18 protein-coding genes are annotated in these 18035 nt (G+C 59.9%); 12 read left to right on the top strand and 6 right to left on the bottom strand.

Annotated elements, in window-relative coordinates; genetic code table 11:
* The first annotated feature begins 79 nt into the window (after positions 1-79).
* The 8 genes from RIB87_RS10445 (at position 80) to RIB87_RS10410 (ending at position 12349) form a co-directional block, all read left to right on the top strand.
* Complete coding sequence (locus tag RIB87_RS10445) at positions 80-1816, top strand: glycosyltransferase family 9 protein (protein ID WP_350146293.1); 1737 nt, start codon at positions 80-82, stop codon at positions 1814-1816.
* Entirely contained in the window at positions 1813-2844 is a 1032-nt protein-coding gene (locus RIB87_RS10440) for a glycosyltransferase (RefSeq protein ID WP_350146291.1), read from the top strand. Before RIB87_RS10445 ends, RIB87_RS10440 begins: the two co-directional genes overlap by 4 nt.
* Positions 2845-2904: 60 nt before the next feature.
* Positions 2905-4674, top strand: a complete 1770-nt coding sequence (gene asnB, locus RIB87_RS10435) for an asparagine synthase (glutamine-hydrolyzing) (RefSeq protein WP_350146289.1) — start codon at positions 2905-2907, stop codon at positions 4672-4674.
* A gap of 106 nt (positions 4675-4780) precedes the next feature.
* On the top strand, positions 4781-5773 hold the full coding sequence (gene acuI / locus RIB87_RS10430; RefSeq protein ID WP_350146287.1) for an acrylyl-CoA reductase (NADPH): 993 nt from the start codon (positions 4781-4783) through the stop codon (positions 5771-5773).
* A gap of 76 nt (positions 5774-5849) precedes the next feature.
* Positions 5850-7712, top strand: coding sequence for an AMP-binding protein (locus tag RIB87_RS10425; RefSeq protein ID WP_350146285.1), 1863 nt, complete (start codon positions 5850-5852; stop codon positions 7710-7712).
* A gap of 62 nt (positions 7713-7774) precedes the next feature.
* On the top strand, positions 7775-8416 hold the full coding sequence (locus RIB87_RS10420) for a LysE family translocator (protein WP_350146283.1): 642 nt from the start codon (positions 7775-7777) through the stop codon (positions 8414-8416).
* A 57-nt stretch (positions 8417-8473) separates the two neighbouring features.
* A complete protein-coding gene (locus RIB87_RS10415; RefSeq protein ID WP_350146280.1) occupies positions 8474-10018 on the top strand; it encodes an acetolactate synthase large subunit in 1545 nt (514 codons plus the stop codon).
* 276 nt (positions 10019-10294) lie between these two features.
* The gene (locus tag RIB87_RS10410; protein ID WP_502943237.1) at positions 10295-12349 is read left to right on the top strand and encodes a GspE/PulE family protein; all 2055 of its coding nucleotides are present in this window, start codon (positions 10295-10297) and stop codon (positions 12347-12349) included.
* Here RIB87_RS10410 and RIB87_RS10400 read toward each other — a convergent pair.
* Positions 12346-12771: a TIGR02301 family protein gene (locus RIB87_RS10400; protein ID WP_350146278.1), complete on the bottom strand. Its 426-nt coding sequence runs from the start codon at positions 12769-12771 to the stop codon at positions 12346-12348. The two genes, RIB87_RS10410 and RIB87_RS10400, sit on opposite strands and share 4 nt — an antisense overlap.
* A gap of 95 nt (positions 12772-12866) precedes the next feature.
* Here RIB87_RS10400 and RIB87_RS10395 point away from each other — a divergent pair, with 95 nt between their 5' ends.
* The 3 genes from RIB87_RS10395 (at position 12867) to RIB87_RS10385 (ending at position 14472) form a co-directional block, all read left to right on the top strand.
* A complete protein-coding gene (locus RIB87_RS10395; protein ID WP_350146276.1) occupies positions 12867-13295 on the top strand; it encodes a VOC family protein in 429 nt (142 codons plus the stop codon).
* Between the two features lie 126 nt (positions 13296-13421).
* Complete coding sequence (locus RIB87_RS10390; RefSeq protein ID WP_350146274.1) at positions 13422-13832, top strand: hypothetical protein; 411 nt, start codon at positions 13422-13424, stop codon at positions 13830-13832.
* A 40-nt stretch (positions 13833-13872) separates the two neighbouring features.
* Positions 13873-14472 (top strand): hypothetical protein, encoded by a 600-nt coding sequence (locus tag RIB87_RS10385; protein WP_350146272.1) that lies wholly within the window; start codon positions 13873-13875, stop codon positions 14470-14472.
* Between the two features lie 57 nt (positions 14473-14529).
* Here RIB87_RS10385 and RIB87_RS10380 read toward each other — a convergent pair whose 3' ends face one another.
* From RIB87_RS10380 to RIB87_RS10365, 4 genes are all read right to left on the bottom strand, one after another.
* Positions 14530-15315 carry an SDR family NAD(P)-dependent oxidoreductase gene (locus RIB87_RS10380; RefSeq protein ID WP_350146270.1) on the bottom strand — a complete coding sequence of 262 codons (786 nt, stop codon included), beginning with the start codon at positions 15313-15315 and terminating at the stop codon, positions 14530-14532.
* A 66-nt stretch (positions 15316-15381) separates the two neighbouring features.
* Positions 15382-15783 carry an NUDIX hydrolase gene (locus tag RIB87_RS10375; RefSeq protein ID WP_350146268.1) on the bottom strand — a complete coding sequence of 134 codons (402 nt, stop codon included), beginning with the start codon at positions 15781-15783 and terminating at the stop codon, positions 15382-15384.
* Positions 15780-16307, bottom strand: a complete 528-nt coding sequence (locus RIB87_RS10370) for a hypothetical protein (protein WP_350146266.1) — start codon at positions 16305-16307, stop codon at positions 15780-15782. The genes RIB87_RS10375 and RIB87_RS10370 overlap by 4 nt, the downstream gene beginning before the upstream one ends.
* Positions 16308-16405: 98 nt before the next feature.
* Complete coding sequence (locus RIB87_RS10365) at positions 16406-16726, bottom strand: hypothetical protein (RefSeq protein WP_350146263.1); 321 nt, start codon at positions 16724-16726, stop codon at positions 16406-16408.
* A gap of 115 nt (positions 16727-16841) precedes the next feature.
* Here RIB87_RS10365 and RIB87_RS10360 point away from each other — a divergent pair, with 115 nt between their 5' ends.
* Positions 16842-17570, top strand: a complete 729-nt coding sequence (locus RIB87_RS10360) for an SOS response-associated peptidase (protein ID WP_350146261.1) — start codon at positions 16842-16844, stop codon at positions 17568-17570.
* Here RIB87_RS10360 and RIB87_RS10355 read toward each other — a convergent pair.
* A complete protein-coding gene (locus RIB87_RS10355; RefSeq protein WP_350146259.1) occupies positions 17567-18034 on the bottom strand; it encodes a GNAT family acetyltransferase in 468 nt (155 codons plus the stop codon). The genes RIB87_RS10360 and RIB87_RS10355 overlap by 4 nt on opposite strands.
* Position 18035: the final 1 nt, after the last annotated feature.

The following is an 18035-nucleotide window of genomic DNA, read 5'->3' as shown; positions in this document are numbered from 1 at the left end:
TCACGGTGCCGCGCACCTATAAGGCAGGGATAAACACTTTTTGCGCGCCGCCACATCAGCCAAGAGCCACCTGCCCCCGATGAAGCATATTCTCTTCGTCACGTATAACCGCATCGGCGATGCTGTACTGTCCAGCGGTGTTTTGTCGTGGCTGGCCGACCGCTATCCGCAGGCGCAAATCACCGTTGCGTGCGGCCCCGCGGCGGCAACCCTGTTTCGCGATCAGCCCGGCGTCACCCGCATCATTGAAATGCAGAAGCAAAAACGTGCGGGCCATTGGGTTTCCCTGTGGCGTCAGACTGTTGGCACGCGCTGGGACATGGTGATTGATCTGCGCGCTTCGCTACTGGCGTACACACTGCGTGCCAAAGCCCGCCACGTGCTGCGCCAGGACACACGCCTGCACCGCGTGCCCCATATTGCAACCGTGTTGGGTCTGACGCCGGCACCGGCGCCCCGGCTTGCAACAGGCGAAGAAGCGCGGGTGCGCGCAGCAAAGCTCGTTCCGCCTGGCCCCCCCGTGCTGGCTGTTGGCCCAACCGCCAACTGGGCAGGCAAGGCGTGGCCCGCAGACCGTTTCAGCGCTCTTATTGAACGGTTGATCGCCCCTGACGGCATTCTGCCCGGTGCCCGCGTCATGCTCATTGGGGCGGCAGCCGAGCGTGAAGCAGCCCTGCCTGTCATCGACAGCATTCCGTCAGAGAGGCTGATTGATCTTGTCGGCAGGACGGACCTGCCGTTGACGGCGGCCTGCCTTGAGCGCGCGGACTTCTATGTGGGGAATGATTCAGGCCCCATGCATATGGCTGCTGCCGTCGGCCTCCCCACGCTGGGCCTGTTCGGCCCCAGCCCTGAAAATCGCTACGGCCCGTGGGGCCCCAAAGGTGCAAGCGTGCGCGGTCCGCGCAGCTTTGAGGAAATCATTTCCGATCCTGCCTACGATTATCGCTCACCAAAAAGCGAAATGACCGGCCTGAGTGTCGACGAGGCTGTGCAGGCTGCGCGGGCGCTGCACGCAAAAACAACAACCACTGGTATTCCATCGTTCCCGCGCCTTTCGACTCTTACAGTCGCACACAACGAGGAACACAACCTGGCCGGATGCCTTGCCGCGCTTTCGTTCGCGGATGAGCGCGTGGTCGTTCTTGATCGGTGTACGGATAAATCAAGGGATGTGGCACTTGCAGCGGGTGCCGACAAAATCATTGAAGGCGCATGGCCCATTGAAGGTGACCGCCGCAACGCAGGCATCGACGCGTGCACCGGCGACTGGATTTTGGAAGTGGATGCTGATGAACGCGTGCCCGCTGATCTGGGCCGTGAAATATCAGCAGTCACGCTGACGTCGCCCCCCGGTCACTATCTGGTGCAGTTCGACAACTATGTGGGCAAAACCCGAGTGCGCTACGGTTGGGGTGCGTATATCGGTGCCAGCGCTGCGCCACGCCTTTTTGCCCGCGGCACCAAGAAATGGGGTCGCCAGCGGGTTCATCCGTCGCTCGAAATGGGGCCGCGCCTTGGTATGCTCGACACCCGCATCGACCATCTGGTGGATGACAACATCTCCGATATGCTGGCGCGATTTGATCGTTACACAACCGCCAACGCGGCGGACCTGCGTCATAGCGGCAAGGCTGAGGCGGAGACCCTGCGCCGCAATATCCGCCGCATCCCATCGCGCTTCTACAAAGCCTATGTGCGCCGCAAGGGATACCGCGAAGGCGGCTACGGTTTTCTGGTTGCCGTGCTGGCAGGGCTCTACCCGGTCGTTTCGTACCTCAAGGCAACGCTTGAAAAAGGCGACGGGGGGTCGTGAAGATACTGCACACCATTGCCGGCGGTGATGTTGGAGGCGCTGAACGCTTTTTTGTTGATCTCGCCATCGCCTTTCACGCCGCCGGCCACCAGACCCATGCGGTGATGCGGCCAAATGGAGCGCGGCAAGCGCTCCTTGACGAGGCTCATGTGGGGCACACCCAGGCACCGTTCAAACGCTGGCTGGATTTTACCACGTCGCGGGCCATCAAATCGGCTGTGGCCCATATGCAGCCCGATGTCATCCTGTCGTGGATGGGCCGCGCCTCACGCGCCACACCCAAGGGCGACTATGCGCGTATTGCGCGCCATGGCGGCTACTACAACCTCAAATCGTTTCAGGGGTTCGACGCGCATGTGTGCAACACCCCTGATCTTGTGACCTACCTGACCGATGGTGGGTTTGACCCATCGTCAGTGCATTTCATTCCCAATTTCGCCACGGTTGACCCGCGCCCGGCGCTGCCACGCAGCATGTTTGATACGCCCGACGACGCATTGCTGCTGCTGGCCATGGGGCGTTTGCACGACGCCAAGGCCTTTGACGTGACGCTTGATGCATTGGCCGCAACGCCGGGTGCGTATCTGTGGATCGCCGGCGCTGGTCCGTTGGAGGCAGATCTCAAGCAGCAGGCGCGTGATCTGGGGGTGGCCTCGCGGGTTAAGTGGCTGAGGTGGCGCGATGACCCCGGCAGGCTCCTGCGCACCGCCGACATTTGTGTGTTTCCGTCGCGGTTTGAACCTTTCGGCAACGTCATTATTGCCGCCTGGGCCCACGGAACACCGGTCATCACCGCCAATGCCACAGGCCCCCAATGGCTGGTGCGCGATGGCGACGATGCGCTGCTGGTGCCGCGCGACAATGCGCCTGCCGTGGCCGCAGCCATTGCCCGCCTGCGCGATGACCCGCAGCTTGCTGCGCGTCTTGCGGTGGCTGGGGCTGCACGGGCGCAAGCCGAGTTTTCACAATCCGCATGTGTTGACCGTTACGTTTCGCTGTTTACACAGGTACAAGAAAAGCGTCGTTAGGCACGCTGGCGTCCCTCTTCGACAACCACTCTCCTCAATAATCAAAAGACAAATCCAGATATGTGCGGCATTGCAGGAGTGCAGACAACAAGCGGGCAGTCGCCATCGGCAGCAGCGCTCAACGCCATGTCGCAGGCGCTGGCCCATCGCGGCCCGGACGGCGAAGGAAGTTTTATCTCCGGGGCCACCGGGCTGATCCAAACCCGTCTTGCAATCATTGATCTTGAAACCGGCGACCAGCCCTTGTTTGACGATGAAGGACTGGCTCTCGTCGCAAATGGCGAGATTTATAACTACCTCGAGTTGCGCCGCGAGTTTGGCGAAGCAAACTTCTCCACCCACTCAGACTGTGAGACCCCGCTCAAGCTCTATCGCCGCGACGGAATGCGCTTCGCTGATGGCCTGCGCGGCATGTACGCAATCGCGATGTATGACCCGGATGGTGAGCGCCTGTTGCTGGCCCGTGATCCCTTCGGCATCAAGCCGTTGTATTATGCAGAAACAACCGACGGGTTTGTTTTTGCGTCGGAGCCGCAGGCCATTCTGGCGACGGGCCTTGTTGAGCCGAAACTGGATATATCCGCAGCCGGGCAGCTTCTGCAGCTTCAGTTCACCACCGGCCGCAGCACGGCATTTGTCGGTATCAATCGCGTGTTGCCGGGCGAAACACTGTTGATCGAGCGCGGCCGCATTCTGGAACGCTATCGGCGCGATGCTCTGCCTAAAGGCGCGCCTGTTGCGGTGAATGAAGAGCGCGCCATGGTGATGCTGGAGGACGCACTGATCGACAGTGTGCGCGTTCATCAGCGGTCTGATGTTCCCTACGGCATGTTTTTGTCCGGTGGCATCGACAGCTCAGTCATTCTGGCGTGCATGGCGCGTCTCAACGACCAGCCGGTGCGCTGCTATACAGCAGGCTTCTCCGGCACCCATGTTCAGGACGAGCGCGAGCACGCAGCCCGTGTTGCGTCTGCTACCGGTGCCGACCATGTGAGCATTGATGTAACGGAAGATGATTTTTGGTCGCTTCTGCCCGCCATGGCTGCTGCCGTAGATGATCCGACGGCTGACTACGCCATCATCCCCACATTCAAACTGGCAGCGGTGGCAGCGCAGGACGTAAAAGTGGTGCTGTGCGGGGAGGGGGGAGACGAACTGTTTGCCGGCTATGGCCGCTACCGCGCCATCACCCGTCCCACGTGGCTTGGCGGACGCGCCATGCGCGCGCGCGGTTCGCTCGACGGCCTGCACCTTCTGCACACCGAAACACCTGACTGGCGCGACGGCATTTCCGCGGCATGGAACCGTGCAGGTGGCGGGCACACAAGGTTACAGCGCGCCCAGGCCGTTGATTGCGCGGACTGGCTGCCGAATGATCTGCTCATCAAACTCGACCGATGCCTGATGGCCCACAGTCTTGAGGGCCGCACACCACTGCTTGATCCTGCAGTGGCACAAGTCGCGTTTGCCTTGCCGGACGCCTTGAAGCTCAAGGGCCGGACCGGCAAATATCTGTTGCGGGCATGGCTGGCAAAACACCTGCCGGAAGCTGAACCCTTCGCCCGCAAACGCGGCTTTACTGTGCCCGTGGGTGAATGGATTGCGCGGCGCGGCCAGCAGCTTGCACCTTTGGTGGCAATGCAGCCCGGCGTGGCCGAGCTCTGCAAGATTGACCGTGTCCGTGCGCTGTTTGCGGGCCTCGGCACGCGGCCCGCCAAGCGCGAGGGGCAGGCCGCATGGTTGCTGCTGTATTATGCGCTTTGGCACCAGCACCATATTCTGCGCCACAGCGTTGAGGGAACCGTGGAGGAGGTCCTGTCAGTGCGCTAGCACCGGCAGGCCGCGCCTCGCGTGTACGGGGTTGACGCCTTGCGCTCGATAGGGTCCCGTTGCGCCCGAAAAACAGATGCAACACCACTCTCAGGAGACCGAAGACATGGCCGATACATTCCGCGCACTCGTGGCAACCAAAACCGATGATGGCCAGACCGTCGAGGTCACCAATATTTCTGATGCGGACTTGATGGACGGCGATGTAACCGTCGCCGTTGCCCACTCGACCGTGAACTATAAAGACGGTCTGGCGATTACCGGGGCGGCGCCCATTTTGCGGGCATCTCCGATGGTGCCGGGCATTGACTTCGCGGGCGAAGTGACCGCTTCCGATAACAATGACTGGAAGCCCGGCGACAAGGTGGTGCTCAACGGCTACGGCGTGGGTGAAAGCCACAGCGGCGGCTACGCCCAGCGCGCCCGCATCAAGGGCGAGTGGCTGGTGAAACTGCCTGAAACATTTTCGACCGCCGACGCCATGGCCATCGGCACGGCGGGCTATACGGCCATGCTATGTGTCCTTGCGCTTGAGAAACACGGCATCGGCCCCAAGGACGGCGATATCCTGGTGACCGGCGCAAATGGCGGTGTGGGTTCCGTGGCCATCGCGCTGCTGGCGAAGTTGGGGTACCGCGCTGTCGCCTCTACCGGGCGGACACAGGAAGCTGACTACCTCAAAAGCATTGGCGCTGCCGACGTAATCGACCGTGCGGAGTTCTCCGAACCAGGACGACCCATCGGCAAGGAACGCTGGGCCGGTGCTGTTGACGCTGTGGGTGGTGTGACACTGGCCAACGTGATTGCTCAGACCTGTTATGGCGGCACCGTGGCAGCCTGCGGGCTGGCAGGCGGCGCTGACCTGCCGTCCAGCGTGTATCCGTTTATCCTGCGCGGCGTGACATTAGCGGGCATCGACAGCGTGATGGCCCCGCGTGGCATCCGCGAGGAAGCATGGAGCCGCCTGGCGCGCGATCTTGATCTGGACAAGCTCAAAGCAATGACAAAAACAATCGGCCTTGATGATGTCGTGGGCGCTGCCTCTGACATTATGGCGGGTACGGTTCGCGGTCGCCTTGTCGTGGACGTCAACGCATAAAAGCACACGAACCAATAGCGCGCCCGGTCACTTAAAAAGAACCGGCGTGCATCAGGGGAACAGGGGAGCGCGGGACATGGATCTGCCGCCATTCAGAAAAGTCAATTTTGTCGAAACCCGGGTGGACGTGGAGCGTCGAGAGGACGGCTCCATAGTGCTGGAGAACCCGCACCCCATGGGCGACCCGGCGGCCAACGTTATTGAACCGCTGAAGAAATGGGCAACTGAAACGCCCGATAATGTATGGCTTGCCAAACGCCGAGCCCCCAAACCGGGCCAGACGTTTGGTGACTGGGAGAAGATCACCTACGCCCAGGCCTATGACCGTGTGCGCCGCATTGCGCAGGCATTGATCGACCGTGGCGTTGGTCCGGGTAAGCCGCTGATGATCCTTTCCGGCAATTCGCTTGAACACGCCCTCATGACCTATGGGGCCATTCTGGCGGGGGCGCCTGCTGTGCCGGTGTCGCCAAGCTACAGCCTCATCAGCTCTGATTACGCCAAATTGCGCTATGTCTTTGATCTGATAGAGCCACAGGCCATTTTCGTGCAGGACGGTGCAATGTTTGAGGATGCGATGAGCGCCCTCGACATGGAGGATTTATCGCTGATCCACGTGCAAAACCCGGCACCCGCATTTCAAAGCACATCTTACGATGACATCCTGAAGACCGACCCCACAGGTGCTGTTGAGGCGCGTTATGACGTGCTGACCTATGACACGGTGGCGAAATATCTGTTCACATCCGGCTCAACGGGAATGCCCAAAGCGGTCATCACCACGCATCGCATGATGTGCATCAACTCGGTGATGGCCACCAGGCTGATTGAAACAGACCCGGACGAGGCCCCGCCCACGCTTATCAACTGGTTGCCGTGGAACCACGTGTTTGGCGGCAACGCGGTGTTGAATAATCTGCTGACCGCGGGCGGCACGCTTTACATTGATGGTGGTCGCCCGGTTGCCGGGCAGTTCGCCGAAACCGTGCAGAACCTGCGCGAAATAGCGCCTACCACATACACCAATGTGCCCGCTGCTTATGTCATGCTGATCGAAGAGCTTGAGCGTGATGATGTGCTGGCAAAGAACTTTTTCTCGCAGCTTCGTTCCATGGGCTATGGCGGGGCGGCACTCAATCAGGATCTGGCTGAACGTATGCAGGCGGTTGCCATCCGCATCACCGGCGAGCGTATTTTGTTTACGTCAGGCTATGGTGCAACCGAGACCGCGCCAACCATCACAAGCACTCACTGGGAGACTGAGCGCATGGGACTGCTGGGGCTGCCGCTGCCCGGCGTCAAAATAAAACTGGTGCCTGCGGGCCTCAAGATGGAAGTCCGCGTCAAAGGCGACTGCATCACGCCGGGCTACTTCAGGAACCCGGAAAAAACCGCAGACGCTTTTGACGACGAGGGCTACTACAAGCTCGGAGATGCCGCAAAGTTTGTGGACGATAACGACCCTGCGCAGGGCCTCGTGTTTGATGGCCGCGTGGTTGAAGACTTCAAACTTTCGTCCGGCACCTGGGTCAATGCGGGCCGTATGCGCGTGCAGGCTGTTGAAGCGGGTGGCGGCCTCATAAACGACTGTTTGGTTGCCGGGCTCGACCAGCCTTATGTCGGCGTTCTGGGGTTTCCCAATCTTGCCGCGTGCCGCAAGGCCGCAGGGTTGGATGATGATACGCCTGCGGATGATGTCGTGCGTGCACCCGGCGTGCTGGAGCGTATCGCCGAAGGTTTGCGTGCGCATAATTCGCGTAATCCGGGTTCATCGACCCAGATACACCGTGCTCTTTTATTGGCCGAACCCCCGTCACTCGATGCCGGCGAACTGACCGACAAGGGGTACATCAATCAGTCGGTGTCCCTGTCGCGCCGCAAGGCGATGGTGGACAAACTGTTCACTGACCCGCCTGGCAATGATGTCGTGGTTGTTTAAGGCGCGCCTATCAGGCACATGAGACGCGAAACGGGTTTGCGTCTCACTCACCAAGGTTATGAATGCCCGACTGGTATCTGATACTTAATGGCGTGCTCATTGGCATCGTCGTGGCGGCGCCGATCGGGCCGGTTAACCTGATCTGTATCCGCCGCACACTCGCGTATGGGCGAACCAACGGCTTTGTCTCAGGGCTGGGTGCCGCAGTCGGAGATGCGCTGTTTGCCGCCGTTGCAGCATTTGGCTTAACAGCAGCCTCATCGCTGGTCGTGACATTTGATGATGTGCTGCAGGCCGTCGGCGGTGTGTTTCTCGTTGGTCTTGGTATTCACACCTTTTTGAGCAAACCCGACGACACCGATACGGTGCGAACCAGCACCCGCAGCAATCTGATCGCCGCCGTGCTGGCAACCTTTATGCTGACCATTACCAATCCTGCCACCATGCTTGGTTTTGTTGCGATATTTGGTGGTGTAGGCGGGCTGGTTACAACCGAGCCGGGCCTGATAACGGCTGCGTTGCTGGTTGTTGCTGTTTTTATCGGCTCTGCGTTGTGGTGGCTGGGTGTCACCATGACGGTCGGGCTTTTGCGCGGCGGCATGACGGAGCAGCACCTGTTCATGATAAACCGCGTCTCCGGCGCGCTTATTGTGCTGTTTGGCGTGTTTATTCTGGGGCGTCTGATTGTCAATTTGGTAGGCTGACGGGCGCAGTGCGCGCACCTGTAGCTACGCGATTATAACAACAAGGGAGTGGGATACATGAACGGTGCGGAAAGCCTGGTGCAGACATTCGTCGATAGTGGCGTGGAAGTCTGCTTCACAAATCCCGGTACATCGGAAATGCATTTCGTTGCTGCGCTGGACCGTATCGATGGTATCCACCCCGTGCTTGGCTTGTTTGAGGGTGTGGTCACAGGCGCTGCCGACGGCTATGGCCGCATGGCTGGCAAACCCGCCGCCACACTGCTGCATCTGGGCGCAGGGCTGGGGAACGGGTTTGCCAACCTGCACAACGCCCGTCGCGCCGCCACGCCGATCGTCAACGTGGTAGGCGAACACGCAACCTATCACCGCCAGTATGACGCGCCGCTGTCGTCTGACATTGCAAGTGTTGCGTCGCCAAACTCCGTGTGGATGGAAACGCCCGAGCGCGCCACTGACGTGGCCGGAGCCGGTGCCCGGGCCTATGCTGCCGCCATGGGAGCGCCGGGCGGTATCGCAACCCTCATTCTGCCCGCGGACACGGCATGGCTGGACGCGGAAGGCCCGGCAAAACCGATTGCCGCCGCGCCGTTTGCGCAGGTCGATCAGGCCACAATCGACAAAGTCGCGGTCGCGCTCAAGAACGGCAAAAAGTCAGCCATACTGATCCGGGGGCGCGCCTTGCTGGCAGACGGGCTTGATCTGGCGGGCCGCATTCAGGCGGCCACCGGCGCACGCATCCTGTGTGACACATTCACGCCACGTATGCAGCGCGGTGCAGGGTGTGTCAGCATTGAGCGGCTTCCCTATTTTGCCGAGCAGGCAGTTGAGCACATCGCTGACGTCGAGCAGCTGGTGCTGTGCGGCTCGCAAAACCCCGTCGCGTTTTTTGCATATCCCGGCAAGGAAAGCTGGCTGACACCGCCCGATGCTGAAACGCTGGTGCTGGCCCGCCCCGAAGAAAATGGTCTGGCTGCCCTTGAGGCGCTGGCGGAAGCTGTTGGTGCTCCGGCGCAGGCGAACGAATATGTGAAACTTACCAAACCTGACCTGGCGTCCGGTTCCCTGGACGCAGACGGCGTCGGCCGCGCCATTGCCCATTATCTGCCCGAAGGCGCAATTCTGTCCGATGAAGGTGCGACAGCAGGCCTGTTCACCAATATCTACACCGAGCGCGCCGCGCCGCACGATCATATGTGTCTCACCGGCGGGTCAATCGGGCAGGGCCTGCCGCTTGCCACTGGTGCTGCCGTTGCGTGCCCGGACCGCAAGGTTGTCTGCTTTCATGGCGACGGCGGGGCGATGTACACGCTCCAGTCCCTGTGGACCCAGGCGCGCGAAAAACTCGACGTGGTAACGGTCATTCTGGCCAACCGCTCCTACGCCATTTTGAACATCGAACTGATGCGCGTTGGTGCTGAAAACCCCGGCCCCAAGGCGCTCTCGATGCTGGATCTGCATAACCCGGAGCTGGACTGGGTTCACCTGGCAAATGGCATGGGCGTTGAGGCTGTGCGCTGCGAAACCGCCGAAGCCTTCAATGAGGCGTTCAAGGCATCAATGTCCCGTAAAGGGCCATTCGTCATTGAGGCCGTGATTTAGTGCAGGTTCACAGACGACACATACGGTTAATCCATGCCCCCTAAGGCACTGGTCTGCAAGGCTTCCTTGCTGCTAGGCTTTGCTTAAGACCACGCTTTGGGGAGGGTGAAAGGCGTGTGCGGTGCGGCTCATTGATCCGGCCCGACCTTTGCATCGTTGAGCGTCAAAAGGCCGGTATCAGCGCGCGCCACAAGAACGCCGCGTGCATCCGGACTAAAGTGACCTGATACGGGATTTGGCAAGGCGGGCGTAAGCATGACCTTAGGCAAGAGTGACATGACCGACAGCAACAGCGGCAGCAAAGACGACAAAACGCAGGACGGCGCACCCAGGCGCCCGCGCGATGTCACCGCGCTGAGCATCGAGGATCTGGGCATCGATACCGAAATCAGTGACCAGGAGTTTGCGGAGTTTGACACACCTGACGACGTGGATATGGGCATTGAACGCCTTATCCGCACGGCGGGTGTAACGCCTCAGCGTCGCGCGCAGACCCCGGCACCTGCCAACGTCACGCCGATTTCTGCGGTCGTTTCAACAGGCGCAACTTCAACGCCTGCCTCAAACGCACCTGATATCAAGCCGCTTCGTGCGTCCGATATGTCATTGGTCGAGCACGTTGATTTGGCTGATATAGGCTCCTCGGCGCGCACACGTCAGCCGCTCGGTGACATGCAACGCCCCATTGGCGAACGTCTGGTTGAGCTGGGCCATGTCTCGCGCACAGCACTTGATACAGCCCTTGCGGAACAGGAACGCAGCCCGCACAGGCTGCTGGGTAAAATACTCAGCGACATGAACGCGTTTGCGTCAGGGGATGCCGCCGACGCACAGACACACGACCCTCTGCATACGCTCATTGATCCCGATGCCCTGAAGCTGGCCCCGGCAGATCTCATTCGGTCTGCAAGGGTATTGCCTGTGTCAGCCGGTGGGGGCGCAATCATGGTCGCCCTCGCGCACCCCAGCCTCATCGACAAGATTGAAGAGTTGCGCCCGTATCTGCCGGTCGGCGCACGCATCGAGCCGTGCTTTTGGCCCGCGCAGGCGTTGCTCGCCACGATTGATGCCGTGCTGGAAAATCAGATGGCTGCCGAGAGTATCCTCAAGGGCCTGGCGCGCGGCACCGAGGAACGTGGCGGTGCAGCAACCGTATGGGCAGACCCGGCTGTACGTCTGGTCAATGCCGCGCTGCTTCAGGCCGTGAAGGCCGGCGCCAGCCACGCACACTTTGAGCCTGTTGATGGCTATGTCCGGCTGCGCTACCGCGTTGACGGTGCCATGCAGCAGTCATCCGCAATTGACAAGCGTTTCTGGCCGCCGGTTGCTTCCCATTTGAGAAACATTGCAAGCACCAGTGACGATGCTTCTGCCGGGGCAACCGCCGCACCGGGCGAGTTCACCATGCGTCTGGGTGACCGGATTTTTCTTTGTACCCTGAATACATTTGAAACGCTCAACGGCGAGCGCATGACCATTCGCATGGGCGAGATTGCCCGCGAGCCATTATCGCTCGGCGAACTTGGCCTGTCCGAGCATTCCGCAGCGCTGGTTCTGCGCTCACTCGTGCGTCCCTCAGGCATGATTGTGGTGGCAGGTGGCCGCGCGTCCGGCCGCACCACAACGCTCTACGGTATGCTTGGGGAAATGAAAGCAGCGGATCGCGCGATTTTCACGGTGGAACAGCGCATAGGCTATCGCCTGCCGCTGGTTAGCCAGCTGGAGGTAACGTCCGCGCAGGCGGCAAACGCACAAGACCTGATTGCCGATGTCGTGGCGCAGGACCCTGACGTGCTGCTGTTTGACAAGATCAAAGACCGTATATCCGCAGCGTCTCTTGCCAATGCGGCATCTGCAGGGCGATTGGTCCTGACCTCCATGGATGCACCGGATTCACTGTCAGCGCTTATTGAGTTGATCGGTCTGGTTGATGACCCGCGCCAGCTTGCCGGACGCCTCAGCACGCTGATGGCTCAGCGCCTTGTGCGCCGCCTTTGCTCCGTATGCAAACAATCCCGCACAGCAAGCGCCGACGAGTGTTTCATCTTTGGTTTGGATCCCTCGGACCGCCCAACGGTCTATCAGCCCAACGGCTGTCCGTCGTGTCGCAACACCGGCTATCGGGCCCGCACGGTTATTTCCGAAGTGCTGATCATTGATGACGACATGAACGACCTGATCGCCGAAGGGGCCAGCATCGCCGACCTGCGCGCAACGGCGACAGAAAAAGGATTTCAGACACTGGCCGAAGATGGTGTGCGCAAGGTGCTGCTGGGTGATGTCAGCCCCGGCGAACTTGCCCGTGCGGTTGATCTGGCAGCACGCCTCTAGCTGCCAGGCCGCCCGGCAGGCCGCCCCGCGAGCCGCCCCGCGAGCCTTTGCGCCTCCTGGGCACCTTGCCGTGCATACGTATTGCCAAGGTTTGCAGCCGCCTGCGTACAGGTGGGGTGCGCGCGTTGCTGGCGGCTGTAGGCCGCGTTAAACGACCCGATCAATGCGTCCTTTCCGCTTTGCGAAAGATCACCGGCAGCAAGCATGTCCAGCATCTTGAGCCGCCAAACCTGCCCCTCTGACGGTTTGCACAGCACCCGCAAGTAGTGAACAGCACCCAGAGTGCCTGCCAGACGTTTCAGGCCTTCATCCACAACCGGGTCGGCCCTCGTGGAAAGCGACATGCCCGTGAGGCCCAATATCAGCATGACGAGCAGGGCGGAGTGTTTGTTGGTGTAATGCCGCATACGTGTTCCGTTCAACAAGCGTGTGCCGCATAATGCCCCATGCAGCCAGTCGGCCAAACCCCCGTTGGCTTGTTTTGCCACGCTGTCACCTTGTTGGAAAGGAACACCCAATGGCCGGGATGCTGGATATTGTCGCGCTGGATCACGTAGTTTTGCGCGTGGCTGACATGGATCGCGCATTGGCATTTTATCAAGGCATATTGGGGCTTGAAGTGGAGCGCCGCCTCGATATCGGGCTGGTGCAACTGCGCGCGGGTGCCAGCCTGATAGACCTGGTGGCTGTTGACAGTGAATTGGGCCGCAAGGGCGGCGAGGCTCCTGGCACAAACGGTAACACCGGCGGTCACAACATGGACCATTTCTGCCTGTCGTTAGGTGAGTTCGACGAAGCCGATATCCGCAACTGGCTGACGGCCCATGGCGTAAGTGTTGGTGAGGTGGAGCGCCGCTATGGTGCTGGTGGCTTTGGGCCTTCGCTGTACATTCCTGATCCCGACGGCAACACGGTTGAACTCAAAGGCCCGCCAGACCCGGCCTAACAGTCGCATCTTGCTGGCAACGGTATTTTCAATTGCTCTCGCACCAAAAGTGGTTAGGATAACTTACTAAGTGGGTGCCCAAACCCCGGTTTCTTGAGCCCGGTTCCTGGAGGAAGTGTGCGTATCATGCGTTTGAGTTTTATTGTCCCCGTTGCGGGTTTCTTGTTCGCCGCCGCCATAGTGATTGGCTCAGCAAATCCGGCAACGGCCCAAAGCTACCCTTATCCGGTAGATGAAATTGCCTCTGAAATGGGAATGACCACTGAGCGGTTTGAGCGCTGGTGGTCGCAGGCACCCGCATCAATGCGAGGTGAACTGGCAGGACAGCCGCTTGCGAAGTGGGGTCCGTCAGTAATTTGCGATGTTCTGGGCTTCCGTATCGGATCAACCGAAGGCGCTGACTGCCGCGAGCAAAAATATGCTGATCGTATGGCTACCGCTGATCGCTGGAACGCGGATGGCACCTATAAAGGTCCGTCAGAGGCCTGTCTTGCCCGCAACAAAACCGACAAATGGGGCCGCCTGATCTGCGACTGACCGCAGATAGGCCGGCGTCCCTCTTACGGAGGAAACTCATATGCGTAAGCGTCTTGGACTACTGGCCCTTCTCGCCATGACAATGGCTGCAGTGTCGCCGCAGCAGGCCGCAGCAAGCGACTACACACCTGAACTGCGTGCCTTCATGACCACCATGAATGATGTCGAGCGTGAACGGTTTGAGCGCTGGTGGCGACAGATGCCCGCCTATTTCAAGGACTCGCTTCACAAAGCGAAATTCGAGGAGTGGCGTGCGGTTATCTATTGTGACTTTCTGGGCTTTCGTGCCGGTACGCCGCAAAGCGACAAATGCGTGGAGATGCGCAACAAAAGCTGGCAGCAAAATGCGACCCAGTGGAACGCGGACGGTACATTCCGCGGTCCGTCAGATGCATGTATCGCGCGCAACGAAACCGATCAGTTCGGCCGCCTGATTTGCGTAACACCTGCGCAGCGCCAGGAAGTGCAGGACTACTGGGACAGTCTGCCCCATGAGCAGAAGCTGACAGAGTTTGCGCGGCCCGGACATTTCTGGGAGGCCATGCAGCACTGCGTTGAAAGCGAAGGCTACGAAGTGGGCAGTGAGCTGTATGCACAGTGCGAACTGGCCTACGCCAATCGCAACGTGCCAATCAACTAGCACCTGGCATGACGACGCGGGCGCTGTGGCCCGCGTCGTCAGCAGGTGTTTCCCTACCTAGAAAATCGCGTATCCGCCGTCGATCACGAAGGTATCGCCGGAGTGATAGCTTGACGCGTCCGACGCCAGATAAACTGCAACACCGCCAAAGTCTTCCGGCTGCCCCCACCGACGGGCAGGCACGCGCGGAATGACTTTTTCCGCGAACGCCGGTGCGTCCTGAGCAGCGGACGTCATGTCGGTGGCAATCCAGCCCGGCAAAATGGCGTTGGCCCGGACGCCATGCTTTGCAAACTCAACGGCAACGCCCTTCATCATTGAAATGACCGCACCTTTGGTGGCGGCGTAATGTTCATTGCGACCGGCACCTTCAATAGCGGCGAGGCTGGCGACGCCCACAATCGAGCCGCCCGGATCGCCCGCCTGCGCACGCTCCTGCATGTGGCGGCACGCCTCGCGGAACGTCCAGAACACCCCGTCCAGGTTGACGGCCAGCACCTTGCGGTACATCTCTGCCGTGATGTTGAGGAACGAGTTGGCTCCATAGCCGATACCTGCATTGGCATAGACCGCATCAATACGCCCCATTTGTTTTGCGGTGTCAGCCATGGCGCGCACGACTTCATCCTCACTGGACACATCAACACGCATGGCGGCTATCCTGCCGCGCCCATGGGCTTCAAGTTGCGCTACGGCAGCCGCGTTCTTTTTCTCGTTGGTGCCCCAGATCATGATGTCTGCGCCCGACTGTGCCATGGCGTCCGCCATGCCAAGGCCGATGCCGCCATTGCCGCCGGTAACGAGTGCAACCTTGCCTGTCAGATCAAACGGATTGTAGGCCATAAGCGTTTCCCTCTTTTTTGAGTGCGTGTTTTTGAGTGCGTGTTTTGAAAAGTGTTTTCGCCGTCACTATAACCGCGAAAGCGCGTCCGCCATATTGTCTGCAAGCGCAAGCGTTGAAGCATCTTGCGGGCACACCCACAAAACGGCCTGCGCATCATCACCGGCACGTGCGTCGCCCGATTGGTGGGTGCCCCTGAAAACGGTCAGATGCGTGAGCGTCGCACCCGGAGCTGCTGCAAAGCGATAGTGCCCAAGCACGCCGGTTATGCGGGCCGTGACGCCCGTTTCCTCAAACAGCTCGCGCAACGCCGCTTCATCTGCGGTTTCGTCATCGTTTATCCGCCCGCCAGGAAACGCCCACATACCCAAGGCGGCACCCCGACCGCGCTGTACCAGCAGCACGTCTCCATCACGCATGACGGCGATGCTGGCGGCCCTGATGACAGCGGATGAAGCGGCAGCGATCATTGCGCCAGTATGGCGTCAATTTCCCGTTGGTCCATACGCAGGCCATTGCCATTGATGATACCACTGGCCATGTCGATGAGCCGTCGCAGCATTCCGGCGTACTGCGCCCCAAGGACCGCAATTTTGCCGGATGCATCTTCGGCAACAGCAGCGGCAAGTGTTTGCGTCGCTTCGCGTGCAACCCGGTTTGCCTGCGCAACGACAATATCAAATGGCTCGCGATGCTTGGTCGGTGCGTTCTCATAGGCCAGAACTGCCAGATCCCTGTCCGCAAAATGCGACCGCTCAAAATGCTCGCAATATGAAAGCGGCTCCCATGCCTGAATATCACCGATGCAGTCCGGCATATCGGCCAGCATGTCGATGAGCATCACAATCTCGTTGAAGTGATTGAGATAATCGGTGGCCAGCAGCGTTTCAGGGTTGATGTTGCGGCCAGCCGCCAGCAGCCCAAGCGTTTTGGGCCAGCCCATGCGTTGGGGGCGTCCGTCGTGCCGGTTTGCGCTGGTGCTCGTACCGCTCATCAGGTTTTGCCCGTGCCTCCATGGTGTAGACAGTGCCACCCAAGGTTGCACACTATCAACACACCCTTACCTGACGCTTACTGCCGGTTGAGTGAGGGTTATTGTTGTTCAGATGTGGGCTGTGGCGTGATTTCGTCCAGAACAGAGCAGGCAAACCGGGTCTTGTAGGTTAATGCCTGGGTATCGGGTTCCAGCGCGCAGCTATACAGCGTTGCATCCTTTACCAGCACAATAGCACCGCCCAGCATCCCCTTAACTTCGAACCCATCTTCCAGGAGTGCGCCCAGCGATGCATCTGTCATCACAAACGGCCCGCTGCGCCTTTCGTCAATCGGCGTGGACTCCTGCGCGAGAACAGGGCCGCAGGCCACCAGAACCGCAGCAATAAGGGCAGACAGTGAGATACCAAATCGCATCATGATCTCCGGAAAATAACTGGCGCTGCGAGATACCATAGACTGATTTGCCATATCCGCACCAAGGCATGGCAGTTAAAACTGGAGCGGTTAAGGAACCATCCATAAGATTGCAGCCATGTGTGGACGATATGCCCTGACCCTGCCGCCGGACGCCATGCGTGCTGTATTCGGATATGCCGAACAGCCCAATTTTCCGCCCCGCTTCAACATTGCGCCCACCCAGCCCGTGCCGATCATCCGGCAGGATGCTGATGGCCAGCGGCATTTCGTGCTGGTGCGATGGGGACTCGTGCCGGACTGGGCCAAGGAAGTGGGCACCAAACCGCTGTTCAACGCGCGCGGTGAAACTGTGTCTGAGAAGCCGTCTTTCCGTTCCGCCTTCAAGCGCCGCCGGTGCCTGGTGCCCGCAGACGGGTTTTATGAATGGAAAGCGCAGGCAACGGGCTTCCGGCAGCCCCACCTCATTCGCCGTCGAGACAGAGGCGTCATGGCCTTTGCAGGCATTTGGGAACACTGGCACTCAGCCGAAGGATCCGAACTTGAAAGTTGCAGCATCATCACCACCACCGCCAACACCACGCTGATGACGCTGCATCACCGTATGCCGGTTATTCTGGAAGCAGGAAGCTGGGACACCTGGCTCGACACGACTGAAACCAGAACTGCCGACGCACTATCGCTTATTACTCCGGCTGCGGACAATTTGCTGGACGTGGTCCCGGTGTCCCGCCGCGCGAACGCTGTTGCCAATGATGATGCCGGCATTCAGGAGCCAGCTGACACAGATGACTTTGAAGACAAAACGTCGCCCGCGCAGGCCAATCCTCAGATGTCGCTTTTCTAGTCGTCCAGCCTGCGCCCCAACTGCCGGTTCGGCTCCACAATGTATCCAAGCCGCTCGTAGAACCCCAGTGCCTGGGTGTTGTCGCCGCGGACAATCAGGTTGAGCTTGGGTACATCACGAGCCCGTAGCCAGTTTTCAGCTGCCACCATGACAGCCCGGCCAATGCCGCCTGTCTGGAGCGTCGGCGCCACACTGACGTAATAGACAGCACCACGATGCCCGTCATGACCAACCATGACACTTGCAACAATTTCAGGCGTCTTGCCGGCAGTTACCTCGCCAACAAGAATTGTTGAAGAGGGGCCTGCGAGCGCAAAATCAAAATCCGCGTCCGGGTCATTCCAGGGCCGTGTCAGTCCGCACGCTTCCCAAATCTGCGTTACAACAGCTCTGTCCGCTGGCGTTGCCTCGCGGAACCCGATAGGAGGGGACTCGGTTGGAGCGGGTATTCGGTTTTCAGCCATT

This window comes from Pyruvatibacter sp., assembly GCF_040219635.1.
Taxonomy (GTDB): domain Bacteria; phylum Pseudomonadota; class Alphaproteobacteria; order CGMCC-115125; family CGMCC-115125; genus Pyruvatibacter.
The sequence above is the reverse complement of the archived record's forward strand: the minus strand, read 5'-3'. Positions and strand labels throughout refer to the sequence as shown.

Bases quoted from the DNA above. Each gene is read 5' to 3' on its own strand.
- RIB87_RS10420 (WP_350146283.1), top strand. From the start codon at position 7,775: ATGCCCGACTGGTATCTGATACTTAATGGCGTGCTCATTGGCATCGTC.
- acuI (WP_350146287.1), top strand. From the start codon at position 4,781: ATGGCCGATACATTCCGCGCACTCGTGGCAACCAAAACCGATGATGGC.
- RIB87_RS10355 (WP_350146259.1), bottom strand. From the start codon at position 18,034: ATGGCTGAAAACCGAATACCCGCTCCAACCGAGTCCCCTCCTATCGGG.
- RIB87_RS10445 (WP_350146293.1), top strand. From the start codon at position 80: ATGAAGCATATTCTCTTCGTCACGTATAACCGCATCGGCGATGCTGTA.
- RIB87_RS10385 (WP_350146272.1), top strand. From the start codon at position 13,873: ATGCGTAAGCGTCTTGGACTACTGGCCCTTCTCGCCATGACAATGGCT.
- RIB87_RS10390 (WP_350146274.1), top strand. From the start codon at position 13,422: ATGCGTTTGAGTTTTATTGTCCCCGTTGCGGGTTTCTTGTTCGCCGCC.
- RIB87_RS10395 (WP_350146276.1), top strand. From the start codon at position 12,867: ATGGCCGGGATGCTGGATATTGTCGCGCTGGATCACGTAGTTTTGCGC.
- RIB87_RS10365 (WP_350146263.1), bottom strand. From the start codon at position 16,726: ATGATGCGATTTGGTATCTCACTGTCTGCCCTTATTGCTGCGGTTCTG.
- RIB87_RS10380 (WP_350146270.1), bottom strand. From the start codon at position 15,315: ATGGCCTACAATCCGTTTGATCTGACAGGCAAGGTTGCACTCGTTACC.
- RIB87_RS10375 (WP_350146268.1), bottom strand. From the start codon at position 15,783: ATGATCGCTGCCGCTTCATCCGCTGTCATCAGGGCCGCCAGCATCGCC.
- RIB87_RS10370 (WP_350146266.1), bottom strand. From the start codon at position 16,307: ATGAGCGGTACGAGCACCAGCGCAAACCGGCACGACGGACGCCCCCAA.
- asnB (WP_350146289.1), top strand. From the start codon at position 2,905: ATGTGCGGCATTGCAGGAGTGCAGACAACAAGCGGGCAGTCGCCATCG.
- RIB87_RS10410 (WP_502943237.1), top strand. From the start codon at position 10,295: ATGACCGACAGCAACAGCGGCAGCAAAGACGACAAAACGCAGGACGGC.
- RIB87_RS10425 (WP_350146285.1), top strand. From the start codon at position 5,850: ATGGATCTGCCGCCATTCAGAAAAGTCAATTTTGTCGAAACCCGGGTG.
- RIB87_RS10415 (WP_350146280.1), top strand. From the start codon at position 8,474: ATGAACGGTGCGGAAAGCCTGGTGCAGACATTCGTCGATAGTGGCGTG.
- RIB87_RS10360 (WP_350146261.1), top strand. From the start codon at position 16,842: ATGTGTGGACGATATGCCCTGACCCTGCCGCCGGACGCCATGCGTGCT.